This is a genomic window from Streptococcus sp. 27098_8_103 (assembly GCF_041432345.1).
Classification (GTDB): Bacteria; Bacillota; Bacilli; order Lactobacillales; family Streptococcaceae; genus Streptococcus; species Streptococcus mitis_BV.
On the sequence record NZ_JAPVZK010000026.1, the window covers coordinates 1 to 26,509 of the forward strand.

The window sequence follows — 26,509 nt, forward strand, 5'->3', positions numbered from 1 at the left end:
TTGGGTATCTTTTTTAAAATAAACGGAAGACATGGGATTCGAACCCACGCACGCTTTAACACGCCTACCGCGTTTCCAACACGGCCTCTTAAGCCTCTTGAGTAATCTTCCATTGTTTACTAACTTAGTCTACCATAAAGCCTTCTTTCTTGCAAATTTATTTAAAGTTAAGGAGTCAGTGACAGAAAATGAAAGAAAATGATAAAAAATGCTTGACTTTGAAAGAAAGTGTGATAGAATGAATAGTGTAAACGATAACAGGAGGTGATTCAGTGTTAAAAACAGAGCGGAAACAACTGATTTTAGAGGAGTTAAATCAACATCATGTAGTTTCTCTAGAGAAATTAGTTAGTTTGCTAGAAACGTCAGAATCAACGGTTCGAAGAGACTTGGATGAGTTGGAAGCAGAAAACAAGCTTCGTCGCGTACATGGTGGAGCAGAATTGCCCCATTCCTTGCAGGAAGAAGAAACCATTCAAGAAAAATCTGTCAAAAACCTTCAAGAGAAGAAGTTGCTGGCTCAGAAAGCAGCCTCTCTCATCAAGGAACAAGATGTCATCTTTATCGATGCTGGAACAACAACTGCCTTTTTGATTCATGAATTGGGCAATAAGAATGTTACAGTCGTGACCAACTCGATTCACCATGCTGCTCAGTTGGTTGAAAAGCAGATTCCAACTGTCATGGTTGGAGGAAGTGTCAAGATGGCGACAGATGCTAGCATAGGGGGCGTTGCTCTTAACCAGATTAACCAATTGCACTTTGACCGTGCCTTTATCGGAATGAATGGTGTGGACGATGGCTATTATACGACTCCTGATATGGAGGAGGGAGCTGTTAAGCGTGCTATTTTAGAGAATGCCAAACAGACCTATGTCTTGGTGGATTCGTCAAAAATTGGACAAACTTGCTTTGCCAAAGTAGCACCACTCAAACGAGCTATTGTTATCACAAGTCAAGGGCATGAGCTCTTGCAGGCTATTAAGGAGAAAACGGAGGTAATAGAAGTATGATTTATACAGTCACACTCAATCCATCTATTGATTATATCGTTCGTTTGGACCAAGTCCAAGTCGGTAGTGTCAATCGTATGGACAGTGATGATAAGTTTGCTGGAGGGAAAGGAATCAATGTCAGTCGTGTTTTGAAACGTTTGGATATACCAAATACAGCGACGGGATTTATCGGAGGCTTTACTGGTAAATTTATCACAGATACTTTAGCAGAGGAAGAAATCGAGACACGTTTTGTCCAAGTATCAGAAGATACTCGTATCAATGTTAAAATCAAAGCAGACCAAGAGACAGAAATCAATGGGACTGGTCCAACTGTTGAGCCGGATCAGCTAGAAGAATTGAAAGCTATTTTATTTAGTCTGACAGCAGAAGATATAGTTGTCTTTGCAGGTTCAAGTACTAAAAATCTAGGCAATGCCATCTACAAGGATCTAATTGCCTTGACACGCCAGACTGGTGCGCAAGTCGTTTGTGACTTTGAAGGACAGACCTTGATTGATAGTTTGGACTATCAACCACTTTTGGTCAAACCAAATAATCACGAGCTTGGAGCTATCTTTGGAGTGAAACTCGAAAGTTTGGATCAAATCGAGAACTATGCTCGTGAGTTACTGGCTAAAGGTGCTCAAAATGTCATTATCTCTATGGCTGGCGACGGTGCCCTTCTTGTCACATCTGAGGGAGCATACTTTGCTAAACCAATCAAAGGGACAGTCAAAAATTCAGTTGGGGCTGGTGATTCTATGGTCGCTGGATTTACAGGTGAATTTGTCAAATCAAAAGACGCAGTAGAAGCCTTCAAATGGGGAGTAGCTTGTGGAACGGCAACCACCTTCTCAGATGACTTGGCAACAGCAGAATTTATTAAAGAAACATATGAAAAAGTTGAGGTAGAAAAAGATGAAAATTCAAGACCTATTGAGAAAAGATGTCATGTTGCTGGATTTGCAGGCGACTGAAAAAACAGCTGTCATTGAAGAAATGATTAAAAGCCTAACAGAACATGGTTATGTGACAGATTTTGAAACCTTTAAAGAAGGAATTTTGGCGCGTGAAGCTCTGACTTCTACAGGTTTGGGTGACGGAATCGCTATGCCTCACAGCAAAAACGCTGCTGTAAAAGAAGCGACAGTTCTCTTTGCCAAGTCAAATAAGGGTGTTGATTATGAGAGCTTGGATGGACAAGCAACTGACCTCTTCTTCATGATTGCGGCTCCAGAAGGTGCCAATGACACTCACTTGGCAGCCTTGGCAGAATTGTCTCAATACTTGATGAAAGACGGTTTTGCTGACAAACTTCGTCAAGTAACATCAGCTGACCAAGTCATTGAACTTTTTGACAAAGCTTCCGAAAAAACTGAAGAGCCTGTTCAAGCACCTGCTAATGACTCTGGTGACTTTATCGTGGCTGTTACAGCTTGTACGACAGGTATTGCCCACACTTACATGGCCCAAGAAGCTCTTCAAAAAGTGGCTTCTGAAATGGGTGTTGGAATTAAGGTCGAAACCAACGGTGCTAGCGGTGTTGGTAACCAATTGACAGCAGAAGATATCCGTAAAGCTAAAGCTGTTATCATCGCAGCAGACAAGGCAGTTGAAATGGATCGTTTCGATGGCAAACCATTGATCAATCGTCCAGTTGCTGACGGGATCCGTAAAACAGAAGAGTTGATTAACTTGGCTCTTTCAGGAGAAGCGGAAGTCTACCGTGCCGCTAATGGTGCAAAAGCTGCAACAGCAAGCAACGAAAAACAAAGCCTTGGTGGTGCCTTCTACAAACACTTGATGAGTGGTGTATCTCAAATGTTGCCATTCGTTATCGGTGGTGGTATCATGATTGCCCTTGCCTTCTTGATTGACGGTGCTTTGGGTGTTCCAAATGAAAATCTTGGCAATCTTGGTTCTTACCATGAGTTAGCCTCTATGTTCATGAAAATTGGTGGTGCAGCCTTTGGTTTGATGCTTCCAGTTTTTGCAGGTTATGTTGCCTACTCTATCGCTGAAAAACCAGGTTTGGTAGCAGGTTTCGTGGCTGGTGCTATTGCCAAAGAAGGGTTTGCCTTTGGTAAGATCCCTTATGCAGCAGGTGGTGAAGCAACTTCAACTCTTGCAGGTGTCTCATCTGGTTTCCTAGGTGCCCTTGTGGGTGGATTTATCGCAGGTGCCTTGGTTCTTGCTATCAAGAAATACGTTAAAGTTCCTCGTTCGCTTGAAGGTGCTAAATCAATCCTTCTCTTGCCACTTCTTGGAACAATCTTGACTGGATTTGCCATGCTAGCTGTTAACATCCCAATGGCAGCAATCAACACTGCTATGAATAACTTCCTAGGCGGTCTTGGAGGAGGTTCGGCTGTCCTTCTTGGTATCATTCTTGGTGGTATGATGGCTGTTGACATGGGTGGACCAGTCAATAAAGCTGCCTATGTCTTTGGTACAGGTACGCTTGCAGCGACTGTTTCTTCAGGTGGTTCTGTGGCTATGGCAGCAGTTATGGCTGGAGGAATGGTGCCACCACTTGCAATCTTTGTCGCAACTCTTCTTTTCAAAGATAAATTTACCAAAGAAGAACGCAACTCTGGTTTGACAAACATCATCATGGGCTTGTCATTTATCACTGAGGGAGCGATTCCATTTGGTGCCGCTGACCCAGCTCGTGCGATTCCAAGCTTCATCCTTGGTTCAGCAGTAGCAGGTGGCCTCGTTGGTCTTACTGGTATCAAACTCATGGCGCCACACGGAGGAATTTTCGTTATCGCCCTTACTTCTAATGCTCTTCTTTACCTCGTTGCTGTCTTGGTAGGAGCAATCGTGAGCGGTGTGGTCTATGGTTACCTACGCAAATCTCAAGCATAAAAATTAGATAGAAAATAAAAAGATTGGACCGTTTGGTGCAGTCTTTTTCTCTTTCCGAAATACCTGTGAAATATGGTATAATAGAAGAATGGCAAACAAGAATACAAGTAAAACAAGACGGAGACCGTCTAAAGCAGAACTCGAAAGAAAAGAAGCGATTCAACGGATGTTGATTTCGCTAGGAATAGCGATTTTATTGATTTTCGCAGCCTTCAAATTAGGGGCTGCAGGTATAAGCCTTTACAATTTAATTCGCTTGTTGGTGGGTAGCCTAGCTTATCTGGCAATATTTGGTATCCTGCTCTACCTCTTCTTTTTCAAGTGGATTCGAAAACAGGAAGGACTCTTATCAGGATTTTTCACCATATTTGCTGGCTTGCTCCTGATTTTTGAGGCCTACTTAGTTTGGAAATATGGTTTGGGCAAGTCCGTTCTAAAAGGAACCATGGCTCAGGTTGTGACTGATTTGACTGGTTTTCGAACGACCAGTTTTGCTGGAGGTGGCTTGATTGGGGTTGGACTCTATGTGCCAACAGCCTTTCTCTTCTCAAATATCGGTACTTACTTTATTGGTTCTATCTTGATTTTAGTGGGTGCCCTCCTAGTCAGTCCTTGGTCTGTTTACGATATTGCTGAATTTTGCAGTAAAGGCTTTGCCAAATGGCGGGAAGGGCATGAGCGTCGAAAAGAGGAACGTTTTGTCAAACAAGAAGAAAAAGCTCGCCAAAAGGCTGAGGAAGAGGCTAGATTAGAAAAAGAAGAGGCTGAAAAAGCCTTACTCGATATGCCTCCTGTTGATATGGAAACGGGTGAAATTCTGACAGAAGATGTTGTGCTTGACGTTCCACCTATTCCAGAAGAAGAGTGGGTGGAACCAGAAATCATCCTGCCTCAAGCTGAACTTGAATTCCCTGAAAAGGAAGATGGCTCTGATGTTGAAGATGTTCAGGTCGATTTTTCAGCAAAGGAAGCCCTCGAATACAAACTTCCAAGCTTACAACTCTTTGCCCCAGATAAACCAAAAGACCAGTCTAAAGAGAAGAAAATCGTTCGTGAAAACATCAAAATCCTAGAAGAAACCTTTGCTAGCTTTGGTATCAAGGTAACGGTTGAACGGGCTGAAATTGGACCTTCAGTAACCAAGTATGAAGTCAAGCCAGCAGTGGGTGTACGGGTCAACCGCATTTCCAATCTCGCAGACGACCTTGCTCTAGCCTTGGCAGCCAAGGATGTTCGAATCGAAGCACCTATCCCAGGGAAATCCCTGGTCGGAATCGAAGTACCCAACTCTGAGATTGCGACTGTATCCTTCCGCGAACTATGGGAACAATCTCAAACAAAAGCAGAAAATCTCTTGGAAGTTCCTCTAGGAAAGGCGGTTAATGGCACCGCAAGAGCTTTTGACCTTTCCAAGATGCCCCACTTGCTAGTTGCAGGTTCAACGGGTTCAGGGAAGTCAGTAGCTGTTAACGGCATTATCGCTAGCATCCTCATGAAGGCGAGACCTGACCAAGTTAAATTTATGATGGTCGATCCCAAGATGGTTGAGTTGTCTGTTTACAATGATATTCCCCACCTCTTGATTCCAGTCGTGACCAATCCACGTAAGGCCAGCAAGGCTTTGCAAAAGGTCGTGGATGAAATGGAAAATCGTTATGAACTCTTTGCCAAGGTGGGAGTTCGGAATATTGCAGGTTTTAATGCCAAGGTAGAAGAGTTTAATGCTCAGTCTGAGTACAAGCAGGTTCCGCTACCACTCATTGTTGTAATTGTGGATGAGTTGGCTGACCTTATGATGGTAGCCAGCAAGGAAGTGGAAGATGCTATCATTCGTCTCGGACAGAAGGCGCGTGCTGCAGGTATCCACATGATTCTTGCAACTCAGCGTCCATCCGTTGATGTCATTTCTGGTCTGATCAAGGCCAATGTCCCATCTCGAGTGGCTTTTGCGGTATCATCAGGTACAGACTCGCGCACCATCTTGGATGAAAATGGAGCTGAGAAACTTCTTGGACGTGGAGATATGCTCTTTAAACCAATCGATGAAAATCATCCAGTTCGTCTCCAAGGATCCTTTATCTCGGATGATGATGTTGAAAGCATCGTAAACTTTATCAAGGCTCAGGCAGATGCGGACTACGATGAGAGTTTTGATCCAGGTGAGGTTTCTGAAAATGAAGGAGAATTTTCAGATGGTGAATCTGGTGGTGATCCGCTCTTTGAAGAAGCCAAGGCTTTGGTGATCGAAACCCAGAAAGCCAGCGCATCTATGATTCAGCGTCGATTGTCAGTTGGATTTAACCGTGCGACCCGTCTCATGGAAGAGCTTGAGATAGCAGGTGTCATTGGTCCAGCTGAAGGTACCAAACCAAGAAAAGTTTTACAACAATAAAAAAATAGCTTCTTTCCAAGCTTGGAAGGAGGCTATTTTAGTGATTATTGATTAGTTTTATTTTCCGAAGTTGGAGTATTATTGGACTGTTTTTCATTATCAGTGGCAGGTTTACTTGGAGTAGGAGTAGAAGAATCCTGAGTTGCTGCTTTCTGCTCTTCTTTTTTCTCTTCCTTGACGCTAGATTTTGGTGTTTCCTCTTGCTGTGTTTTTTCTTGAGAAGTGTTGTTTTCCTTATTGGGACTAGTATTTTCCTGAGGGGATTCCTTTTGAATTTCTTTGACAATTGTTGTCGTCTGGCTTGTCGTAGGTTCTTTTTTAGTATTTTTGTTATTATCCAAGGCGTTCATGATAGTGATACTTGCGGTAATTAAGCCAAGAATACTACCGATAGTGGCGACGGTTTTTTGAAAGACTGTAAAGCCTTTTTTGATGTGTTCTGTTTTTGGTTTTGAAGTTCTACGATAATTAGACATACATTCTCTCCTTTAATTAAAATTTATTATACCGCATTTCTTTAAAAAAATCTTAAAAAAAGAGAAATTGCCCTTTCTTGTCGCAGGCTCCGTTTCATGATACAATAGAAGGAGTGATTTTAGAAAGCGTGAGAAAACATGATTTACTTTGATAATTCGGCGACGACCAAGCCCTATCCTGAAGCCCTTGAAACTTATATGCAGGTCGCTTCAAAAATTTTAGGAAATCCATCTAGTCTCCATCGTTTGGGAGACCAGGCAACACGAATCTTAGATGCTTCTCGCCAACAGATTGCAGATTTAATCGGTAAGAAAAGCGATGAAATCTTCTTTACTTCTGGTGGGACAGAAGGAGATAACTGGGTCATCAAGGGTGTGACCTTTGAAAAGGCTCAGTTTGGAAAACACATCATTGTATCAGCCATTGAACATCCGGCAGTCAAAGAGTCAGCCCTCTGGTTGAAAAGTCAAGGATTTGAAGTAGATTTTGCTCCAGTTGATAACAAAGGATTTGTGGATGTTGAGGCGTTAGCAGGTTTGATAAGACCTGATACGACCCTCGTTTCCATCATGGCAGTAAACAATGAAATTGGCTCGACTCAACCTATTCAAGCTATTTCAGAACTGTTAGCAGACAAGCCGACTATTTCCTTCCATGTTGATGCGGTTCAGGCACTTGCTAAGATTCCGACTGAAAAATATCTGACAGAACGAGTGGATTTTGCGACTTTCTCTAGTCACAAGTTCCACGGAGTTCGAGGTGTTGGTTTTGTCTATATCAAGTCTGGTAAGAAAATTACACCTCTGTTGACAGGTGGTGGTCAGGAACGTGATTACCGTTCGACAACTGAAAATGTGGCAGGGATTGCAGCTACAGCCAAGGCTCTCCGTTTGTCTATGGAAAAGCTAGATATCTTTACTAGCAAGACTGGGCAGATGAAGGCAGTGATTCGTCAAGCACTTCTGGACTATCCAGATATTTTTGTCTTTTCAGATGAGGAAGACTTTGCCCCTCATATCCTAACTTTTGGAATTAAGGGTGTTCGTGGTGAGGTCATTGTTCACGCCTTTGAAGACTATGATATTTTCATCTCAACGACCTCTGCTTGTTCGTCCAAGGCAGGGAAACCAGCCGGAACCCTGATTGCCATGGGAGTGGATAAAGATAAGGCCCAGTCAGCTGTGCGTCTTAGCCTAGACCTTGAAAATGATATGAGTCAGGTCGAGCAGTTTTTGACCAAGTTAAAATTGATTTACAATCAAACTAGAAAAGTAAGATAGGAGCATTCATGCAATATTCAGAAATTATGATTCGATACGGTGAGCTGTCAACCAAGGGTAAAAACCGTATGCGTTTCATCAATAAACTTCGTAATAATATTTCAGACGTTTTGTCTATCTATCCCCAAGTTAAGGTAACGGCAGATCGCGACCGTGCCCATGCTTACCTCAATGGAGCAGATTACACAGCAGTAGCAGAATCGCTCAAACAAGTTTTTGGAATTCAAAACTTTTCCCCTGTTTATAAGGTTGAAAAATCTGTAGAAGTTTTGAAGTCTTCTGTCCAAGAGATTATGGAGGACATCTACAAGGAAGGCATGACCTTTAAAATCTCTAGCAAGCGTAGCGACCACAACTTTGAACTTGACAGTCGTGAACTCAACCAAACGCTTGGAGGAGCTGTTTTCGAAGCAATTCCAAACGTACAAGCTCAAATGAAAAGTCCTGATATCAATCTCCAAGTGGAGATTCGAGAAGAGGCAGCCTACCTTTCTTATGAAACCATTCGTGGGGCTGGTGGTTTGCCAGTTGGAACTTCAGGTAAAGGGATGCTCATGTTGTCAGGAGGGATCGACTCACCTGTAGCAGGTTATCTTGCTCTTAAACGTGGGGTAGATATTGAGGCAGTTCACTTTGCCAGCCCACCTTACACCAGTCCTGGTGCTCTTAAAAAAGCCCAAGACTTGACCCGTAAATTGACCAAGTTTGGGGGAAATATCCAGTTTATCGAAGTTCCTTTCACAGAGATTCAAGAGGAAATTAAGGTCAAGGCGCCGGAAGCTTATTTGATGACTCTAACTCGTCGCTTTATGATGCGGATTACCGACCGTATTCGTGAGGTACGAAATGGTTTAGTTATCATCAATGGGGAAAGCCTAGGTCAAGTAGCCAGCCAAACCTTGGAGAGCATGCAGGCTATCAATGCAGTTACCAACACTCCCATCATCCGTCCAGTTGTGACAATGGATAAGTTGGAAATCATTGACATCGCCCAGGAAATCGATACCTTTGACATTTCAATCCAACCGTTTGAAGACTGCTGTACGATTTTTGCGCCAGATCGTCCGAAAACAAATCCTAAGATTAAGAATGCGGAGCAGTATGAAGCTCGTATGGATGTTGAAGGATTAGTAGAGCGAGCAGTGGCTGGAATCATGATTACTGAGATTACACCGCAGGCTGAAAAAGATGAAGTCGATGACTTGATTGACAATCTTCTCTAATCAGAAAATCCAAAAGAATTTAGAAAGTTAAATGAAAAAGTTAGTTTTTAATCCAAAAATGGAAGCAAAACTGACTTTTTTTCTATTTTTATGATATAATGAGATAAAATTTTGAATATAGAGAGTTTTCTGACAATGAATCAATCCTACTTTTATTTAAAAATGAAAGAACACAAACTCAAGGTTCCTTATACAGGTAAGGAACGCCGTGTACGTGTTCTGCTTCCTAAAGATTATGAGAAAGACACGGATCGTTCCTATCCTGTTGTTTACTTTCATGACGGGCAAAATGTTTTTTATAGTAAAGAGTCCTTCATTGGCCATTCATGGAAGATTATCCCAGCTATTAAGCGTAATCCTGATATCAGTCGCATGATTGTCGTCGCCATTGACAATGATGGTATGGGGCGGATGAATGAGTATGCGGCTTGGAAGTTCCAAGAATCTCCTATCCCAGGACAGCAATTTGGCGGTAAGGGCGTGGAGTATGCCGAGTTTGTTATGGAGGTGGTCAAGCCATTTATCGATGAGACCTACCGTACTAAAGCTGACTGCCAGCATACGGCTATGATTGGGTCTTCACTAGGAGGCAATATTACCCAGTTTATCGGTTTGGAATACCAAGACCAAATTGGTTGCTTGGGCGTCTTTTCATCTGCCAACTGGCTCCATCAAGAAGCCTTTAATCGCTATATTGAACGCAAGAAACTATCGCCTGACCAGCGTATCTTTATCTATGTTGGAACTGAAGAAGCAGATGATACGGACAAGACCCTGATGGCTGGTAATATCAAACAAGCCTATATCGATTCGTCTCTTCGGTATTACCATGATTTGATAGCAGGTGGGGTACACTTAGATAATCTTGTCTTGAAAGTTCAATCTGGTGCCATCCATAGTGAAATCCCTTGGTCGGAGAATTTACCAGACTGTCTGAGATTTTTTGCAGAGAAATGGTAAGTTAGAAAAGGAGAAAGCCAATGCATATTGAAAACCTTAGCCACTGGAGTGGCAATCTTAACCGTGAAATGTACCTTAATCGTTATGGACATGCAGGGATTCCAGTTGTGGTCTTTGCTTCATCAGGTGGTAGTCACAATGAATACTATGATTTTGGCATGATTGATGCTTGTGCTTCTTTTATCGAGGAAGGCCGTGTTCAGTTCTTTACCCTATCCAGTGTAGATAGTGAGAGCTGGTTGGCCACTTGGAAAAATGGTCATGACCAAGCAGAGATGCACCGTGCCTACGAGCGTTATGTGATTGAGGAGGCTATTCCTTTTATCAAGCACAAGACAGGTTGGTTTGATGGTATGATGACGACAGGTTGCTCCATGGGCGCCTACCATGCAGTCAACTTTTTCCTCCAACATCCAGATGTCTTTACCAAGGTGATTGCTCTCAGTGGTGTTTACGACGCACGTTTCTTTGTCGGCGATTACTACAATGACGATGCTATTTACCAAAACTCGCCAGTAGATTATATCTGGAACCAGAACGACGGCTGGTTTATTGACCGTTATCGTCAGGCAGAGATTGTGCTGTGTACGGGTCTTGGTGCCTGGGAACAAGACGGTTTACCATCCTTTTACAAGCTCAAAGAAGCATTTGATCAGAAACAAATTCCAGCCTGGTTTGCTGAATGGGGACACGATGTCGCCCACGACTGGGAATGGTGGCGCAAACAAATGCCTTATTTCCTTGGCAATCTCTATTTATAAAAGGAGTTACCTATGAATTACCTTGTTATTTCTCCCTACTATCCGCAAAACTTTCAACAGTTTACTATTGAACTAGCTAATAAAGGCATCACAGTCTTGGGAATTGGCCAAGAACCTTACGAGCAATTGGATGAGCCCTTACGCATTAGCCTGACTGAGTATTTCCGTGTGGACAATCTTGAGAACATAGACGAAGTCAAACGTGCTGTAGCCTTTCTTTTCTACAAGCATGGTCCTATCGATCGCATCGAGTCCCATAATGAATACTGGCTTGAGCTGGATGCAACACTCAGAGAACAATTTAATGTCTTTGGTGCCAAACCAGAAGACCTCAAAAAGACTAAATTTAAGTCTGAAATGAAGAAATTGTTCAAAAAAGCAGGTGTCCCCGTGGTACCTGGAGCTGTTATCAAGACGGAAGCAGATGTGGATCAAGCTGTGAATGAAATCGGCCTTCCAATGATTGCCAAACCTGACAATGGAGTGGGAGCAGCCGCGACCTTTAAGCTTGAGACAGAAGATGATATCAATCACTTTAAGCAAGAATGGGACCATTCGACCGTTTATTTCTTTGAAAAATTTGTTACTTCTAGTGAAATCTGTACCTTTGACGGGCTCGTAGACAAGGATGGTAAGATTGTCTTCTCAACGACTTTTGACTACGCCTATACACCGCTTGATCTCATGATTTACAAGATGGACAATTCCTACTATGTTCTTAAGGATATGGATCCCAAATTACGTAAATATGGTGAGGCCATTGTCAAGGAATTTGGTATGAGAGAACGGTTCTTCCATATTGAGTTCTTCCGTGAAGGGGACGACTACATTGCCATTGAGTACAATAACCGTCCTGCAGGTGGTTTTACCATTGATGTTTATAACTTTGCCCATTCCTTGGACCTCTATCGTGGCTATGCAGCTATTGTAGCAGGAGAAGAGTTCCCAGCGTCAGACTTTGAACCTCAATATTGTTTAGCTACATCCCGTCGTGCAAATACTCACTATGTTTATTCTGAGGAGGACTTGCTTGCCAAATATACTCACCAGTTCAAGGTTAAAAAAATCATGCCTGCAGCCTTCGCGGAACTTCAAGGGGATTACCTTTATATGCTGACGACTTCGAGTCGACAAGAAATGGAGCAGATGATTGCTGATTTCGGACAACGTCAAGAATAAGAACTCTCGGATTAAGGAAATGCACCTCCTTAATCCTTTTGTTTTAATAAGAGAAATAAAACCGCTTTCTCATGTATTCTTTTAGAAAACCTGTTGCTAAAAGATATAAAAATTGATAGAATAAGGATTGTCTAAAAAATTTTAAGGAGAATCTATCAAATGGATTTCACATGGGCAATTAAATATGCCACTGAATTTTTGGCTACTGCTATTTTGATCATTCTTGGAAATGGTGCAGTTGCCAACGTTGAACTTAAAGGTACGAAAGGTCACCAAAGTGGCTGGATCGTTATCGCTGTTGGTTATGGTATGGGGGTTATGATTCCAGCCTTGATGTTTGGTAACGTATCAGGTAACCACATCAACCCAGCCTTCACTCTTGGACTTGCGATCAGCGGTCTCTTCCCTTGGGCACAAGTAGCGCCTTATATCCTTGCACAAGTTTTGGGTGCTATCTTTGGTCAAGCTTTGGTTGTGGCAACACACCGCCCATATTACTTGAAAACTGAAAATCCAAACAATATCTTGGGTACTTTCTCAACCATTTCAAGTTTGGATAATGGTACAAAAGAAGCACGTTTCGCAGCAACTGTTAACGGTTTTGTAAACGAGTTTGTTGGTTCATTTGTTCTTTTCTTTGCAGCTCTTGGTATGACTAAAAACTTCTTTGGTGCTGAATTAGTATCAAAAGCACAAGCGGCTATTAATGCTCAAGTTGCTCAAGCAACTACTCAAGGTCAAACCATTCCTCAAGAGCAAGTAACAGCAGCACTTGACCAAGCTAAAGAACAAGTAGCACCATTTATGACATCTGGTCTTGGAATTGCTCACTTGGCACTTGGATTCCTTGTTATGGCCTTGGTAACATCACTTGGTGGACCTACAGGACCTGCCTTGAACCCAGCCCGTGACTTGGGACCACGTCTCCTTCATGCTTTCCTTCCAAAATCAGTTCTTGGTGAGCACAAAGGTGATTCAAAATGGTGGTATTCTTGGGTACCAGTAGTAGCACCTATCGCAGCAGCAATTGCGGCAGTAGCTATCTTCAAATTCCTTTACCTATAAGAAATTGAGACCGAGGGAATCCTCGGTTTTTTAGATGAAATTTTACGAAAAATCGGTAAATTTGAGCATAATATCTTGTAAAAAATTCTAAAATCCTTTAAAATAAAAGAGTTGGAGGAATTTATGAATGTAAATCAGATTGTACGGATTATTCCTACTTTAAAAGTTAATAATAGAAAATTAAATGAAACATTTTATATTGAAACCCTTGGCATGAAGGCCTTGTTAGAAGAATCAGCCTTTCTGTCACTAGGTGATCAAACAGGTCTAGAAAAGCTGGTTTTAGAAGAAGCTCCAAGTATGCGCACTCGTAAGGTAGAGGGACGAAAAAAACTAGCTAGATTGATTGTCAAAGTGGAAAATCCCTTAGAAATTGAAGGACTCTTATCTAAAACAGATTCGATTCATCAATTATATAAGGGGCAGAATGGCTATGCTTTTGAAATTTACTCTCCAGAAGATGATTTGGTTTTGATTCATTCGGAAGATGATAGAGAAAGTCTAGTAGAAGTAGAAGAAAACCCTGAATTTCAAACAGATCTGGAGTCAATTTCTTTAAGTAAATTTGAGATTTCTATGGAATTACATTTTCCAACTGATATCGAAAGTTTCTTGGAAGTATCTGAAATTGGGGTGTCACTTGATTTTATCCCAGCTCAGGGTCAAGATTTGACTGTGGACAATACGGCTACTTGGGACTTATCTATGCTCAAGTTCTTGGTCAATGAACTAGATATAGCAAGTCTTCGCCAGAAGTTTGAGTCTACAGAATATTTTATTCCTAAGTCTGAAAAATTCTTCCTTGGTAAAGATAGAAATAATGTTGAATTGTGGTTTGAAAAAGTATGAAGTGGACCAAGATTATTAAAAAAATAGAAGAACAAATCGAGGCAGGGATTTATCCTGGAGCCTCTTTTGCGTATTTTAAGGACCATCAATGGACGGAGTTCTATTTAGGCCAGAGTGACCCAGAACATGGCTTGCAGACTGAGGCAGGACTAGTTTATGATCTAGCTAGTGTCAGCAAGGTTGTTGGGGTTGGTACCGTTTTTACCTTCTTGTGGGAAAAAGGTCAATTAGATATTGACAGACCGGTAACAGATTTTTTAGCTGAGAGTGATTATCCAGACATCACTATTCGCCAGCTCTTGACTCACGCAACAGATCTTGATCCTTTTATTCCCAATCGTGATCTTTTAACAGCACCTGAATTAAAGGAAGCGATGTTTCATCTTAAGAGACGAAGTCAGCCAGCCTTTCTTTATTCGGATGTCCATTTTTTGCTGTTAGGTTTTATTTTGGAAAGAACCTTTAATCAAGACTTGGATGTGATTTTACAAGAACAAGTCTGGAATCTTTGGGGAATGGAGGAAACCAAGTTTGGCCCTGTTGAGCTTGCTGTTCCAACAGTCAGAGGTGTAGAGGCTGGCGTGGTACATGATCCCAAGGCTCGTCTCCTGGGAAGACATGCAGGTAGTGCTGGTTTGTTTTCGACTTTAAAGGATTTACAAATCTTTTTAGAACACTATTTAGCAGATGATTTTGCAAGAGATTTGAGTCAAAATTTTTCTCCTTTGGATGACAAGGAACGTTCTTTGGCATGGAATTTGGAAGGAGATTGGCTAGACCATACGGGCTATACAGGTACCTTTATCATGTGGAATCGTCAGAATCAAGAAGCGGTCATTTTTCTATCGAATCGTACCTATGAAAAGGATGAGAGGGCTCAATGGATTGTAGACCGTAATCAAGTGATGGACTTGATTCGCAAAGAAGAGTAAGGAGAGACATGTCAAATAGTTTAAAAGGGACTCTATTAACAGTTGTGGCTGGGATTGCTTGGGGCTTGTCAGGAACGAGTGGCCAATACCTGATGGCACACGGAATTTCGGCTCTGGTTTTGACCAACTTGCGTCTTTTAATCGCTGGTGGGATTCTCATGGTCTTGGCTTATGCTACTGCAAAGGATAAAATGCTGGCCTTTTTAAAGGATAGAAAGAGTTTGCTGTCTCTTCTCATTTTTGCTCTAATTGGTCTCTTCCTCAATCAATTTGCCTATCTAACTGCTATTCAGGAGACCAATGCAGGAACCGCGACGGTGCTTCAGTATGTTTGTCCTGTTGGGATTTTAATTTATAGCTGTATCAAGGATAAGGTGGCGCCGACACTGGGAGAGATTGTTTCTATCATATTAGCCATCGGAGGAACCTTCCTGATCGCAACACATGGGCAGTTGGACCAGTTATCTATGACACCTGCAGGTCTGTTCTGGGGTCTCTTTTCTGCTCTGACTTACGCCCTGTATATCATTTTGCCCATAACTTTGATTAAGAAGTGGGGTAGCAGTTTGGTCATTGGTGTGGGAATGGTCATAGCTGGTTTGGTCGCCCTTCCTTTTACAGGGGTTCTACAGGCCAATATACCGACTAGTCTTGATTTTCTCCTTGCATTTGCGGGCATTATCCTTATCGGGACTGTCTTTGCCTATACAGCCTTTCTAAAAGGAGCCAGTCTGATTGGACCGGTTAAGTCAAGTTTGTTGGCTTCAATTGAACCAATCTCGGCGGTTTTCTTTGCCTTCCTAATTATGAATGAACAATTTTATCCCATTGATTTTCTTGGTATGGCAATGATTTTAGTTGCTGTAACTTTGATTTCTTTGAAAGATCTACTTTTAGAAAAATAAAAAAGACTCTTTGTCGTCCGTGACAGAGAGTTTTTGCATAGTAATCTAATTATTTTCAAGATAAAATTCAAAGCGTTCGCCTACATATTGACTTTTTACGTATTCAAAAGCAGTACCATCTTCTAGGTAAGAAACCTGAGTCAGACCAAGAATAGCATGTCCTTTTTCAACTTCCAAATAGTGAGCAATCTTTTCTTTAGCAAGACGAGCATAGATGGTCTGCTGTGATTTGCCTATACGGTAGCCGTGTTTTTGCAAGGTTTGGAAGAAATGACTAGTGATTTCTTCTTTTTTAAAGTCCTTAATGAATTTTTCAGGAATAGAAGCAACTTCATAAACTAGAGGAACTTGGTCGGCATAGCGAACCCGCTCCATTCGGATAATATTTTCGGTAGGAGAAATTCCTAGCTTGGCAACTTCCTGCTCATTGGGAATGGTTTTTCTGTAGGAAATGAGTTGGCTAGAGGGAACTTTACCTTGGGACTTAACAATTTCAGTAAAACTGGTTGTCCCTCGCATCTTTTCTTGTACTCGAGTACTAGACACAAAGGTGCCACTTCCAACTCTGCGCTCCAGAACACCTTCTTCGACCAAGAGGGAAATTGCTTGGCGGAGGGTCATGCGGCTGACCTCAAACTGCTCTGCTAAATCTCTTTCACTGGGAAGTCTCTCACCAATGGCCCAACGATTTTCGTCAATATCCTTTTTAATCTGATCATGGATTTTCATATAAGCGGGTAGCATATTTTTCACTTCATTTCTATCTTTTCTCTATTGTACCCCAATAAACTAGAAAAAGTCAAACTTCGCCTTGTTTAGTTGGTAATTCGCCCTTATTTGTGATAGAATATTGAAAAAAGATATTTCTTTTGAGAAAGGAAAAAGATGAGCAATATTTCAACTGATTTGAAAGATGTCGAAAAAATCATCGTATTGGACTATGGTAGCCAATACAACCAGCTGATTTCACGCCGTATCCGTGAGATTGGTGTTTTTTCAGAACTAAAAAGCCATAAAATTTCAGCTGCTGAAGTTCGTGAAATCAATCCTGTAGGAATTATCCTTTCAGGCGGACCAAACTCTGTATACGAAGATGGTTCATTTGATATTGACCCAGAAATCTTCGAACTTGGAATTCCTATTTTGGGAATCTGTTATGGTATGCAGTTATTGACCCATAAACTTGGAGGAAAAGTTGTTCCTGCAGGTGATGCTGGAAATCGTGAATACGGTCAATCAACTCTTACACACACACCATCGGCTCTTTTTGAATCAACACCTGATGAACAAACTGTATTGATGAGCCATGGTGATGCAGTTACTGAGATTCCTGCTGACTTTGTTCGTACAGGTACATCAGCTGACTGCCCTTATGCAGCCATTGAAAACCCAGATAAACACATTTACGGTATCCAATTCCACCCAGAAGTTCGTCATTCTGTATACGGTAATGACATCCTTCGTAACTTTGCCCTTAACATCTGTAAGGCTAAAGGCGACTGGTCAATGGATAACTTCATCGATATGCAGATCCAAAAAATTCGTGAAACCGTCGGTGATAAACGTGTCCTTCTTGGTTTATCAGGTGGAGTTGACTCATCTGTCGTTGGGGTTCTTCTCCAAAAAGCGATCGGCGATCAATTGATCTGTATCTTCGTAGACCACGGTCTTCTTCGTAAAGGTGAAGCTGATCAAGTTATGGACATGCTCGGTGGTAAGTTTGGTTTGAATATCGTCAAAGCAGACGCTGCTAAACGCTTCCTTGACAAACTTGCTGGCGTTTCTGACCCTGAACAAAAACGTAAAATCATCGGTAACGAGTTTGTGTATGTATTTGATGACGAAGCAAGCAAGCTCAAAGATGTGAAATTCCTTGCTCAAGGTACTTTATATACAGATGTTATCGAGTCTGGTACGGATACAGCTCAAACTATCAAGTCACACCACAATGTTGGCGGTCTTCCAGAAGACATGCAGTTTGAATTGATTGAACCACTTAACACTCTTTACAAGGACGAAGTTCGTGCTCTTGGTACAGAACTTGGTATGCCAGACCATATCGTATGGCGCCAACCATTCCCAGGACCAGGTCTTGCTATCCGTGTCATGGGTGAAATCACTGAAGAGAAGCTAGAAACTGTCCGTGAATCAGACGCTATCCTTCGTGAAGAAATTGCCAAAGCTGGTCTTGACCGCGATATCTGGCAATACTTTACAGTTAATACAGGTGTTCGTTCAGTTGGGGTTATGGGTGACGGTCGTACGTACGACTATACAATCGCAATCCGTGCTATCACCTCTATCGATGGTATGACTGCTGACTTTGCTAAAATTCCTTGGGATGTCCTTCAAAAAATCTCAGTACGTATCGTAAACGAAGTGGATCATGTTAACCGTATCGTCTACGATATTACAAGTAAACCACCTGCAACAGTTGAGTGGGAATAGTCATCTAAGGACTAATTTATATATTTTTACGAGCCAGTATCATTGGATACTGGTTTTTACTTTTCTAGACTTTTTGGCTACTTGTTAATTGGTTTATATTCGATAGTTTAACAATTACTATACAAAGTTTAAAAGATTAGAATTGTCAAAACAATCTGTCTAGGCTTGATTTTATCACTTATTTACTATAAAATGAGAAGGAAAAACGTCAAACTTTTATATTGCAAATAGGAGAAAACATGACAAAAACATTAAAACGTCCTGAGGTTTTATCACCTGCAGGGACTTTAGAGAAGCTAAAGGTAGCTGTTCAGTATGGAGCAGATGCTGTCTTTATCGGTGGTCAGGCATATGGCCTTCGTAGCCGTGCCGGAAACTTTACTTTCGAACAGATGGAAGAAGGCGTGCAGTTTGCGGCTAAGTATGGAGCTAAGGTTTATGTAGCTGCTAATATGGTTATGCACGAAGGAAATGAAGCTGGTGCTGGTGAGTGGTTCCGTAAACTACGTGATATCGGAATTGCAGCAGTTATCGTATCTGACCCAGCCTTGATTATGATTGCAGCGACTGAAGCGCCTGGTCTTGAAATCCACCTTTCTACTCAAGCAAGTGCGACTAACTATGAAACACTTGAGTTCTGGAAAGAACTAGGTTTAACTCGTGTCGTTTTGGCGCGTGAGGTTTCAATGGAAGAATTGGCAGAAATTCGCAAACGTACAGATGTTGAGATTGAAGCCTTTGTTCATGGAGCCATGTGTATTTCTTACTCTGGTCGTTGTACTCTTTCAAACCACATGAGTATGCGTGATGCTAACCGTGGTGGTTGCTCTCAGTCTTGTCGTTGGAAGTACGACCTTTACGATATGCCATTTGGGAAGGAACGTAAGAGTCTTAAAGGTGAAATTCCTGAAGAATTTTCAATGTCAGCCGTTGATATGTCCATGATTGACCATATCCCAGATATGATTGAAAACGGTGTGGACAGTCTCAAGATTGAAGGACGTATGAAGTCTATTCACTACGTATCAACAGTAACAAACTGCTACAAGGCAGCTGTTGATGCTTATCTAGAAAGTCCAGAGAAGTTTGAAGCTATCAAGCAGGACTTGATTGATGAAATGTGGAAGGTTGCCCAACGTGAATTAGCAACAGGTTTCTACTATGGTACACCATCTGAAAATGAGCAGTTGTTTGGTGCTCGTCGTAAAATTCCTGAGTATAAGTTTGTCGCTGAAGTGGTTTCTTACGATGATGCGACACAAACAGCAACCATTCGCCAACGGAACGTCATTAACGAAGGGGACCAAGTTGAGTTTTATGGCCCAGGTTTCCGTCATTTTGAGACTTATATCGAAGATTTGCATGATGCTAAAGGAAATAAGATCGATCGCGCTCCAAATCCAATGGAACTATTGACTATCAAGGTTCCACAACCTGTTCAAGCTGGAGATATGGTTCGAGCTCTCAAAGAAGGTCTCATCAATCTTTATAAGGAAGATGGAACCAGCGTCACAGTTCGTGCTTAATAAATATGTAGGGGACGAAAGCTTTCTAGTTGCTTTCCCTTTAATCCTATTTACTAAAAGAACATTAGGTTAAAAAAATATATTAATTTCCATCCGAGATTTCATCTCGGATTTTTTCATTATTTTTCAGAAAGACCTAGATAATAGACGGATTTATTACAAGTTTTTTCCAAAATTTTCTATATAATAGACTTAAAAATAGTAAAATTGTAAATAATTTTCATTAAACGCTTTCAATGTTAGTAAAAAGTTGACAAATCCAATTTTTAGGACTAAACTAAGTAAGTAAATTTTAATTAAAAGGAGAATTCGTCATGAATTTAACATTTTTCGGTCTATGTCTTGCCTGTATGGGTGTATCTCTTGGTGAAGGTATGTTGATGAACGGTTTGTTGAAATCAGTTGCTCGCCAACCAGATATCATCTCAGAACTACGTAGTTTGATGATCCTAGGGGTTGCCTTTATTGAAGGTACTTTCTTCGTTACTCTTGTCTTTTCATTTATCATCAAATAAAAGAAGTATAAATTGAAAAAGGGAGGATTTTAGATGGAAGAAAGTATTAATCCAACCATCAATATTGGTCCTGTTACCTTTAATTTAACCATAGTAGTTTTGACTTTGTTGACTGTAGCACTTATTTTTGGCTTTATTTATTGGGCAACTCGAAATATGACTTTGAGACCCACAGGAAAACAAAATGTATTAGAGTATTTATTTGATTTTGTTGTTGGATTTACAAAATCAAACCTTGGTCCAATGATAAAGGATTATTCTCTCTTTTATTTCTGTTTATTCCTATTTATGGCCATTGCAAATAATATTGGCTTAATGGCTAGAATTCAGACTACAGATGGTGTAAATCTTTGGACCTCACCAACAGCAAATTTGTCATTTGACTTGGTCTTGTCTTTTACAATTATCTTAATGACTCACGTAGAAGGAATTCGTCGTCGTGGAATCAAAAAGTATTTAAAAGCATTTGTAACACCAGGTTTTATGACACCAATGAATCTCTTGGAAGAAGTTACCAATCTCCTTTCACTTGCATTGCGGGTCTTTGGTAATATCTTTGCAGGGGAAGTGATGGCAAGTATGTTAGTCCTACTTTCTCATCAGGCCTTCTATTGGTATCCTATTGCTTTTGGAACAAATCTAATCTGGACTGCATTTTCTGTTTTTATTTCTTGTGTACAAGCATATGTATTTACATTGTTATCTTCAATGTACCTAGGAAATAAAATTAATGATGAAGAATAGAAAGGAGTAGTTTATGAATGTAACAGTAGGTGAATTACTTGGTGATTTTATACTAATCGCTGGTTCCTTTATTCTCTTGCTAGTCTTGGTTAAGAAATATGCTTGGTCAAATTTGGCTAGCATTTTCGAACAAAGAGCAGAAAAAATTGCAGCAGATATTGACGGAGCTGAACAAGCACGTCAAAAAGCAGAAGTATTGGCTCAAAAACGCGAAGATGAATTGGCTGGTAGCCGTAAAGAAGCTAAGACAATCATCGAGAATGCGAAAGAAACAGCTGAGAAAAGTAAAGCTAGTATTTTAGCAGATGCTAAGCTAGAAGCAGGACGCTTGAAAGAAAAAGCGAACCAAGAAATTGCTCAAAATAAAGCTGAAGCTTTACAAAGCGTTAAGGGTGAGGTAGCAGATTTGACAATCAGCTTGGCTGGTAAAATCATCTCACAAAACCTTGACGGTCATGCCCATAAAGAACTTATTGATCAGTATATCGATCAGTTAGGAGAAGCTTAATGGACAAGAAAACAGTAAAGGTAATTGAAAAATACAGCATGCCTTTTGTCCAATTGGTTTTAGAAAAAGGAGAAGAAGACCGTATCTTTTCAGACTTAGCTCAAATCAAGCAAGTTGCTGAAGAAACTGGTTTACCTTCTTTTTTAAAAAAAGTGGCAGTAGACGAGTCTGACAAGGAAAAAACGATTGCGTTCTTCCAAGATTCAGTGTCATCTTTATTGCAAAACTTTATCCAGGTTCTTATCTACAATCACAGAGCAAATCTTTTTTATGATATTCTTGTAGATTGCTTGAACCGACTTGAAAAAGAAACAAATCGATTTGAAGTGACGATTACGTCAGCTCATCCTTTAACTGATGAACAGAAGAGTCGCTTGCTCCCTTTGATTGAGAAAAAAATGTCTCTTAAAGTAAGGAGTGTAAAAGAACAAATCGATGAAAGTCTTATTGGTGGTTTTGTCATTTTTGCCAATCACAAGACAATTGATGTGAGTATTAAACAACAACTTAAAGTTGTTAAAGAAAATTTGAAATAGAAAGTGGTGTTCTTTTGGCAATTAACGCACAAGAAATCAGCGCTTTAATTAAGCAACAAATTGAAAATTTCAAACCCAATTTTGATGTGACTGAAACAGGTGTTGTAACCTATATCGGGGACGGTATCGCGCGTGCTCACGGACTTGAAAATGCCATGAGTGGAGAGTTGTTGATTTTTGAAAACGGCTCTTATGGTATGGCTCAAAACTTGGAGTCAACAGATGTTGGTATTATCATCCTAGGTGACTTTACAGATATCCGTGAAGGCGATACAATCCGCCGTACAGGGAAAATCATGGAAGTCCCAGTAGGTGAAAGTCTGATTGGTCGTGTTGTGGACCCACTTGGTCGTCCAGTTGACGGTCTTGGAGAAATCCACACTGACAAAACTCGTCCAGTAGAAGCGCCAGCTCCTGGTGTTATGCAACGTAAGTCTGTATCAGAACCATTGCAAACTGGTTTGAAAGCTATTGACGCCCTTGTACCGATTGGTCGTGGTCAACGTGAGTTGATTATCGGTGACCGCCAGACAGGGAAAACAACCATTGCGATTGATACAATCTTGAACCAAAAAGGTCAAGATATGATCTGTATCTATGTTGCGATTGGACAAAAAGAATCAACAGTTCGTACGCAAGTAGAAACACTACGTCAGTACGGTGCCTTGGACTACACAATCGTTGTGACAGCCTCTGCTTCACAACCATCTCCATTGCTTTTCCTAGCTCCTTATGCTGGGGTTGCCATGGCAGAAGAATTTATGTACCAAGGTAAGCATGTTTTGATCGTTTATGATGATCTTTCAAAACAAGCAGTAGCTTATCGTGAACTGTCTCTCTTGCTTCGTCGTCCTCCAGGTCGTGAAGCATTCCCAGGGGATGTTTTCTACCTTCACAGCCGTTTGCTTGAGCGCTCAGCTAAAGTTTCTGATGAACTTGGTGGTGGATCTATTACAGCCCTACCGTTTATCGAGACACAAGCAGGAGATATCTCTGCCTATATCGCAACCAACGTGATTTCAATCACTGATGGACAAATCTTCCTTGGTGATGGTCTCTTCAATGCGGGTATTCGTCCAGCCATTGACGCGGGCTCATCTGTATCTCGTGTAGGTGGTTCTGCACAAATCAAAGCCATGAAGAAGGTTGCTGGTACACTTCGTATCGACCTTGCTTCATACCGTGAGTTGGAAGCCTTCACTAAGTTTGGTTCTGATTTGGATGCGGCAACACAGGCTAAGTTGAACCGTGGACGTCGTACCGTTGAGGTCTTGAAACAACCTGTTCACAAACCATTACCTGTTGAGAAACAAGTAACCATTCTCTATGCTTTGACACATGGTTTCTTGGATACTGTTCCAGTAGATGAAATTGTTCGTTTCGAGGAAGAGTTCCATGCTTTCTTTGACGCTCAACATCCAGAGATTTTGGAAACCATTCGTGATACAAAAGACTTGCCAGAAGAAGCAGTCTTGGATGCTGCGATTACAGAGTTTCTCAATCAAACCAGCTTCCAATAAGAATAGAGGTGTCAGATGGCAGTATCTCTAAATGATATTAAAACAAAAATCGCCTCAACAAAAAATACGAGTCAAATCACTAATGCCATGCAAATGGTCTCAGCTGCTAAGCTAGGTCGCTCTGAAGAAGCAGCTCGTAACTTTCAAGTTTACGCTCAGAAAGTGCGTAAACTGTTGACAGATATCCTTCATGGTAATGGAGCTGGTAGTTCAACCAATCCGATGTTGATTAGCCGTCCAGTTAAGAAGACAGGCTATATCGTCATTACTTCAGACCGCGGTTTGGTTGGAGGTTATAATTCCTCTATTCTGAAAGCCGTTATGGAGCTGAAAGAAGAATACCATCCAGACGGTAAAGGTTTTGAAATGATCTGTATTGGTGGAATGGGAGCTGATTTCTTTAAGGCTCGTGGTATTCAACCACTTTATGAATTACGTGGCTTGGCAGACCAACCTAGCTTTGATGAAGTCCGTAAGATTATTTCAAAAACTGTTGAAATGTACCAAAATGAACTTTTTGATGAACTCTATGTCTGCTATAACCACCATGTCAATACGCTAACCAGTCAAATGCGTGTGGAACAAATGCTTCCAATTGTTGACTTGGATCCAAATGAAGCGGATGACAGTTACAGCTTGACCTTTGAATTGGAAACTAGCCGAGAAGAAATTTTGGAGCAGTTGTTGCCTCAGTTTGCAGAAAGTATGATTTACGGGGCTATTATCGATGCTAAGACAGCTGAAAATGCTGCGGGTATGACAGCCATGCAAACAGCGACAGATAATGCTAAGAAAGTCATTAATGATTTGACAATTCAGTATAACCGTGCCAGACAGGCGGCGATTACACAAGAAATTACAGAAATCGTAGCAGGAGCTAGTGCCTTAGAATAGGCACTAGTCCAGCTCGTATGAAAATGAACTTAGGACCTAGTTAAGCTAGGAACCGACAGTATCTTATATAGAATAGGAGAAGGAGATGAGTTCAGGTAAAATTGCTCAGGTTATCGGTCCCGTTGTAGACGTCTTGTTTGCAGCAGGGGAAAAACTTCCTGAGATTAACAATGCACTTGTCGTCTACAAAAATGACGAAAGAAAAACAAAAATCGTCCTTGAAGTAGCCTTGGAGTTGGGAGATGGTATGGTCCGTACTATCGCCATGGAATCAACAGATGGTTTGACTCGTGGAATGGAAGTATTGGACACAGGTCGTCCAATCTCTGTACCAGTAGGTAAAGAAACTTTGGGACGTGTCTTCAATGTTTTGGGAGATACCATTGACTTGGAAGCTCCTTTTACAGAAGATGCAGAGCGTCAGCCAATTCATAAAAAAGCTCCAACTTTTGATGAGTTGTCTACCTCTTCTGAAATCCTTGAAACAGGGATTAAGGTTATCGACCTTCTTGCCCCTTACCTTAAAGGTGGTAAGGTTGGACTTTTCGGTGGTGCCGGAGTTGGTAAAACCGTCTTAATTCAAGAATTGATTCACAACATTGCCCAAGAACACGGTGGTATTTCAGTATTTACCGGTGTTGGGGAACGTACTCGTGAGGGGAATGACCTTTACTGGGAAATGAAAGAATCAGGCGTTATCGAGAAAACAGCCATGGTATTTGGTCAGATGAATGAGCCACCAGGAGCACGTATGCGTGTTGCCCTTACTGGTTTGACAATTGCTGAATACTTCCGTGATGTAGAAGGCCAAGACGTGCTTCTCTTTATCGATAATATCTTCCGTTTCACTCAGGCTGGTTCAGAAGTATCTGCCCTTTTGGGTCGTATGCCATCAGCCGTTGGTTACCAACCAACACTTGCTACGGAAATGGGTCAATTGCAAGAGCGTATTACATCAACTAAAAAGGGTTCTGTAACCTCTATCCAGGCTATCTATGTGCCAGCGGATGACTATACTGACCCAGCGCCAGCAACAGCCTTCGCTCACTTGGACTCAACAACTAACTTGGAACGTAAGTTGGTACAATTGGGTATCTACCCAGCCGTTGACCCACTTGCTTCAAGCTCACGTGCCTTGGCACCTGAAATTGTTGGAGAAGAGCACTATGCAGTTGCTGCTGAAGTAAAACGTGTTCTTCAACGTTACCATGAATTGCAAGATATCATTGCTATCCTTGGTATGGATGAGCTTTCTGATGAAGAAAAGACCTTGGTTGCTCGTGCTCGTCGTATCCAGTTCTTCTTGTCACAAAACTTCAACGTTGCGGAACAATTCACTGGTCAACCAGGTTCTTATGTTCCAGTTGCTGAAACTGTTCGTGGCTTTAAGGAAATCCTTGATGGTAAACACGACCACTTGCCAGAAGATGCCTTCCGTGGTGTAGGTTCTATCGAAGATGTGATTGCAAAAGCTGAAAAAATGGGATTTTAAGAGGTGATCTATGGCTCAGTTAACTGTCCAGATCGTGACACCAGATGGTCTCGTCTATGATCACCATGCCAGCTTTGTATCAGTTCGAACTCTGGATGGTGAGATGGGAATCTTGCCACGACATGAAAATATGATTGCAGTTTTAGCAGTTGATGAGGTTAAGGTTAAACGTGTAGATGATGAAAATCACGTGAACTGGATTGCAGTAAACGGAGGTGTTATCGAAGTTGCCAATGGCGTTGTCACAATTGTTGCTGACTCTGCAGAACGTGCTCGTGATATCGACGTTAGTCGTGCAGAACGTGCCAAACTTCGAGCAGAGCGTGAAATTGAAGAAGCACAAGACAAACACTTGATTGACCAAGAACGTCGTGCTAAGATTGCTTTGCAACGTGCCATTAACCGTATTAATGTCGGAAATAGACTATAAGAAA

25 protein-coding genes and 1 tRNA gene are annotated in these 26,509 nt (G+C 41.4%); 23 read left to right on the forward strand and 3 right to left on the reverse strand.

Features of this window, described 5'->3' with window-relative positions:
* Positions 1-23 precede the first annotated feature (23 nt).
* Positions 24-111 (reverse strand) — tRNA-Ser (locus tag O3599_RS07850).
* 161 nt (positions 112-272) lie between these two features.
* Between O3599_RS07850 and O3599_RS07855 the strand changes: the two genes are divergently transcribed.
* The 4 genes from O3599_RS07855 to O3599_RS07870 all read left to right on the forward strand — a co-directional run bounded on the left by O3599_RS07855 (position 273) and on the right by O3599_RS07870 (position 6,261).
* Entirely contained in the window at positions 273-1,013 is a 741-nt protein-coding gene (locus O3599_RS07855) for a DeoR/GlpR family DNA-binding transcription regulator (protein ID WP_049499468.1), read from the forward strand.
* Positions 1,010-1,975 carry a 1-phosphofructokinase gene (gene pfkB, locus O3599_RS07860; RefSeq protein ID WP_247939156.1) on the forward strand — a complete coding sequence of 322 codons (966 nt, stop codon included), beginning with the start codon at positions 1,010-1,012 and terminating at the stop codon, positions 1,973-1,975. Before O3599_RS07855 ends, pfkB begins: the two co-directional genes overlap by 4 nt.
* Positions 1,917-3,869 (forward strand): fructose-specific PTS transporter subunit EIIC, encoded by a 1,953-nt coding sequence (locus O3599_RS07865; protein ID WP_247939157.1) that lies wholly within the window; start codon positions 1,917-1,919, stop codon positions 3,867-3,869. Before pfkB ends, O3599_RS07865 begins: the two co-directional genes overlap by 59 nt.
* A gap of 88 nt (positions 3,870-3,957) precedes the next feature.
* The gene (locus tag O3599_RS07870; protein ID WP_371512489.1) at positions 3,958-6,261 is read left to right on the forward strand and encodes a DNA translocase FtsK; all 2,304 of its coding nucleotides are present in this window, start codon (positions 3,958-3,960) and stop codon (positions 6,259-6,261) included.
* 44 nt (positions 6,262-6,305) lie between these two features.
* Here the strand turns inward: O3599_RS07870 and O3599_RS07875 are convergent, their stop codons facing one another.
* The gene (locus O3599_RS07875) at positions 6,306-6,737 is read right to left on the reverse strand and encodes a DUF6556 family protein (RefSeq protein ID WP_033685211.1); all 432 of its coding nucleotides are present in this window, start codon (positions 6,735-6,737) and stop codon (positions 6,306-6,308) included.
* Between the two features lie 138 nt (positions 6,738-6,875).
* Between O3599_RS07875 and O3599_RS07880 the strand changes: the two genes are divergently transcribed.
* The 9 genes from O3599_RS07880 to O3599_RS07920 all read left to right on the forward strand — a co-directional run bounded on the left by O3599_RS07880 (position 6,876) and on the right by O3599_RS07920 (position 15,892).
* Complete coding sequence (locus O3599_RS07880) at positions 6,876-8,018, forward strand: cysteine desulfurase family protein (protein ID WP_000638919.1); 1,143 nt, start codon at positions 6,876-6,878, stop codon at positions 8,016-8,018.
* An 8-nt stretch (positions 8,019-8,026) separates the two neighbouring features.
* Positions 8,027-9,241, forward strand: a complete 1,215-nt coding sequence (gene thiI, locus O3599_RS07885) for a tRNA uracil 4-sulfurtransferase ThiI (protein WP_001200070.1) — start codon at positions 8,027-8,029, stop codon at positions 9,239-9,241.
* Positions 9,242-9,376: 135 nt separating this feature from the next.
* Positions 9,377-10,201 (forward strand): alpha/beta hydrolase, encoded by an 825-nt coding sequence (locus O3599_RS07890; RefSeq protein WP_371512492.1) that lies wholly within the window; start codon positions 9,377-9,379, stop codon positions 10,199-10,201.
* Positions 10,202-10,221: 20 nt separating this feature from the next.
* On the forward strand, positions 10,222-10,962 hold the full coding sequence (locus O3599_RS07895; protein ID WP_000546817.1) for an esterase family protein: 741 nt from the start codon (positions 10,222-10,224) through the stop codon (positions 10,960-10,962).
* Between the two features lie 12 nt (positions 10,963-10,974).
* Positions 10,975-12,141: an acetyl-CoA carboxylase biotin carboxylase subunit family protein gene (locus O3599_RS07900; protein ID WP_371512495.1), complete on the forward strand. Its 1,167-nt coding sequence runs from the start codon at positions 10,975-10,977 to the stop codon at positions 12,139-12,141.
* Positions 12,142-12,300: 159 nt separating this feature from the next.
* Positions 12,301-13,206, forward strand: coding sequence for an aquaglyceroporin Gla (gene gla, locus O3599_RS07905; RefSeq protein ID WP_049551099.1), 906 nt, complete (start codon positions 12,301-12,303; stop codon positions 13,204-13,206).
* A gap of 123 nt (positions 13,207-13,329) precedes the next feature.
* A complete protein-coding gene (locus O3599_RS07910; RefSeq protein ID WP_261018003.1) occupies positions 13,330-14,055 on the forward strand; it encodes a CppA family protein in 726 nt (241 codons plus the stop codon).
* Positions 14,052-14,987 carry a beta-lactamase family protein gene (locus O3599_RS07915; RefSeq protein ID WP_261018004.1) on the forward strand — a complete coding sequence of 312 codons (936 nt, stop codon included), beginning with the start codon at positions 14,052-14,054 and terminating at the stop codon, positions 14,985-14,987. Before O3599_RS07910 ends, O3599_RS07915 begins: the two co-directional genes overlap by 4 nt.
* An 8-nt stretch (positions 14,988-14,995) precedes the next feature.
* A complete protein-coding gene (locus O3599_RS07920) occupies positions 14,996-15,892 on the forward strand; it encodes a DMT family transporter (RefSeq protein WP_261018005.1) in 897 nt (298 codons plus the stop codon).
* 45 nt (positions 15,893-15,937) lie between these two features.
* On the opposite strand, the gene O3599_RS07925 is transcribed toward O3599_RS07920, so the two are convergent.
* Positions 15,938-16,636: a GntR family transcriptional regulator gene (locus O3599_RS07925; RefSeq protein WP_261018006.1), complete on the reverse strand. Its 699-nt coding sequence runs from the start codon at positions 16,634-16,636 to the stop codon at positions 15,938-15,940.
* Positions 16,637-16,777: 141 nt separating this feature from the next.
* Between O3599_RS07925 and guaA the strand changes: the two genes are divergently transcribed.
* The 10 genes from guaA to O3599_RS07975 all read left to right on the forward strand — a co-directional run bounded on the left by guaA (position 16,778) and on the right by O3599_RS07975 (position 26,505).
* Positions 16,778-18,340, forward strand: coding sequence for a glutamine-hydrolyzing GMP synthase (gene guaA, locus O3599_RS07930; RefSeq protein ID WP_237446782.1), 1,563 nt, complete (start codon positions 16,778-16,780; stop codon positions 18,338-18,340).
* Between the two features lie 239 nt (positions 18,341-18,579).
* Positions 18,580-19,866 (forward strand): U32 family peptidase, encoded by a 1,287-nt coding sequence (locus O3599_RS07935; RefSeq protein ID WP_000169065.1) that lies wholly within the window; start codon positions 18,580-18,582, stop codon positions 19,864-19,866.
* A gap of 314 nt (positions 19,867-20,180) precedes the next feature.
* Positions 20,181-20,381 carry a F0F1 ATP synthase subunit C gene (locus O3599_RS07940; protein ID WP_001054560.1) on the forward strand — a complete coding sequence of 67 codons (201 nt, stop codon included), beginning with the start codon at positions 20,181-20,183 and terminating at the stop codon, positions 20,379-20,381.
* Between the two features lie 33 nt (positions 20,382-20,414).
* On the forward strand, positions 20,415-21,125 hold the full coding sequence (gene atpB / locus O3599_RS07945) for a F0F1 ATP synthase subunit A (protein ID WP_000392870.1): 711 nt from the start codon (positions 20,415-20,417) through the stop codon (positions 21,123-21,125).
* A gap of 13 nt (positions 21,126-21,138) precedes the next feature.
* The gene (atpF, locus tag O3599_RS07950) at positions 21,139-21,633 is read left to right on the forward strand and encodes a F0F1 ATP synthase subunit B (protein ID WP_020902744.1); all 495 of its coding nucleotides are present in this window, start codon (positions 21,139-21,141) and stop codon (positions 21,631-21,633) included.
* Positions 21,633-22,169, forward strand: a complete 537-nt coding sequence (locus O3599_RS07955; protein WP_120770298.1) for a F0F1 ATP synthase subunit delta — start codon at positions 21,633-21,635, stop codon at positions 22,167-22,169. Before atpF ends, O3599_RS07955 begins: the two co-directional genes overlap by 1 nt.
* A 14-nt stretch (positions 22,170-22,183) precedes the next feature.
* Positions 22,184-23,689: a F0F1 ATP synthase subunit alpha gene (atpA, locus tag O3599_RS07960; RefSeq protein WP_042900828.1), complete on the forward strand. Its 1,506-nt coding sequence runs from the start codon at positions 22,184-22,186 to the stop codon at positions 23,687-23,689.
* A gap of 15 nt (positions 23,690-23,704) precedes the next feature.
* The gene (locus tag O3599_RS07965; RefSeq protein ID WP_000301224.1) at positions 23,705-24,583 is read left to right on the forward strand and encodes a F0F1 ATP synthase subunit gamma; all 879 of its coding nucleotides are present in this window, start codon (positions 23,705-23,707) and stop codon (positions 24,581-24,583) included.
* Between the two features lie 85 nt (positions 24,584-24,668).
* The gene (atpD, locus tag O3599_RS07970) at positions 24,669-26,075 is read left to right on the forward strand and encodes a F0F1 ATP synthase subunit beta (protein ID WP_000094357.1); all 1,407 of its coding nucleotides are present in this window, start codon (positions 24,669-24,671) and stop codon (positions 26,073-26,075) included.
* 10 nt (positions 26,076-26,085) lie between these two features.
* Positions 26,086-26,505, forward strand: a complete 420-nt coding sequence (locus O3599_RS07975) for a F0F1 ATP synthase subunit epsilon (protein WP_004256585.1) — start codon at positions 26,086-26,088, stop codon at positions 26,503-26,505.
* Positions 26,506-26,509: the final 4 nt, after the last annotated feature.

Coding starts and splice junctions, on each gene's coding strand:
- O3599_RS07925 (WP_261018006.1), bottom strand. CDS start 16,636: ATGCTACCCGCTTATATGAAAATCCATGATCAGATTAAAAAGGATATT.
- O3599_RS07890 (WP_371512492.1), top strand. CDS start 9,377: ATGAATCAATCCTACTTTTATTTAAAAATGAAAGAACACAAACTCAAG.
- O3599_RS07870 (WP_371512489.1), top strand. CDS start 3,958: ATGGCAAACAAGAATACAAGTAAAACAAGACGGAGACCGTCTAAAGCA.
- O3599_RS07955 (WP_120770298.1), top strand. CDS start 21,633: ATGGACAAGAAAACAGTAAAGGTAATTGAAAAATACAGCATGCCTTTT.
- atpF (WP_020902744.1), top strand. CDS start 21,139: ATGAATGTAACAGTAGGTGAATTACTTGGTGATTTTATACTAATCGCT.
- gla (WP_049551099.1), top strand. CDS start 12,301: ATGGATTTCACATGGGCAATTAAATATGCCACTGAATTTTTGGCTACT.
- atpB (WP_000392870.1), top strand. CDS start 20,415: ATGGAAGAAAGTATTAATCCAACCATCAATATTGGTCCTGTTACCTTT.
- O3599_RS07895 (WP_000546817.1), top strand. CDS start 10,222: ATGCATATTGAAAACCTTAGCCACTGGAGTGGCAATCTTAACCGTGAA.
- O3599_RS07910 (WP_261018003.1), top strand. CDS start 13,330: ATGAATGTAAATCAGATTGTACGGATTATTCCTACTTTAAAAGTTAAT.
- thiI (WP_001200070.1), top strand. CDS start 8,027: ATGCAATATTCAGAAATTATGATTCGATACGGTGAGCTGTCAACCAAG.
- atpD (WP_000094357.1), top strand. CDS start 24,669: ATGAGTTCAGGTAAAATTGCTCAGGTTATCGGTCCCGTTGTAGACGTC.
- O3599_RS07975 (WP_004256585.1), top strand. CDS start 26,086: ATGGCTCAGTTAACTGTCCAGATCGTGACACCAGATGGTCTCGTCTAT.
- O3599_RS07935 (WP_000169065.1), top strand. CDS start 18,580: ATGACAAAAACATTAAAACGTCCTGAGGTTTTATCACCTGCAGGGACT.
- O3599_RS07900 (WP_371512495.1), top strand. CDS start 10,975: ATGAATTACCTTGTTATTTCTCCCTACTATCCGCAAAACTTTCAACAG.
- pfkB (WP_247939156.1), top strand. CDS start 1,010: ATGATTTATACAGTCACACTCAATCCATCTATTGATTATATCGTTCGT.
- O3599_RS07940 (WP_001054560.1), top strand. CDS start 20,181: ATGAATTTAACATTTTTCGGTCTATGTCTTGCCTGTATGGGTGTATCT.
- O3599_RS07920 (WP_261018005.1), top strand. CDS start 14,996: ATGTCAAATAGTTTAAAAGGGACTCTATTAACAGTTGTGGCTGGGATT.
- guaA (WP_237446782.1), top strand. CDS start 16,778: ATGAGCAATATTTCAACTGATTTGAAAGATGTCGAAAAAATCATCGTA.
- O3599_RS07875 (WP_033685211.1), bottom strand. CDS start 6,737: ATGTCTAATTATCGTAGAACTTCAAAACCAAAAACAGAACACATCAAA.
- O3599_RS07880 (WP_000638919.1), top strand. CDS start 6,876: ATGATTTACTTTGATAATTCGGCGACGACCAAGCCCTATCCTGAAGCC.
- O3599_RS07865 (WP_247939157.1), top strand. CDS start 1,917: ATGAAAATTCAAGACCTATTGAGAAAAGATGTCATGTTGCTGGATTTG.
- O3599_RS07915 (WP_261018004.1), top strand. CDS start 14,052: ATGAAGTGGACCAAGATTATTAAAAAAATAGAAGAACAAATCGAGGCA.
- O3599_RS07965 (WP_000301224.1), top strand. CDS start 23,705: ATGGCAGTATCTCTAAATGATATTAAAACAAAAATCGCCTCAACAAAA.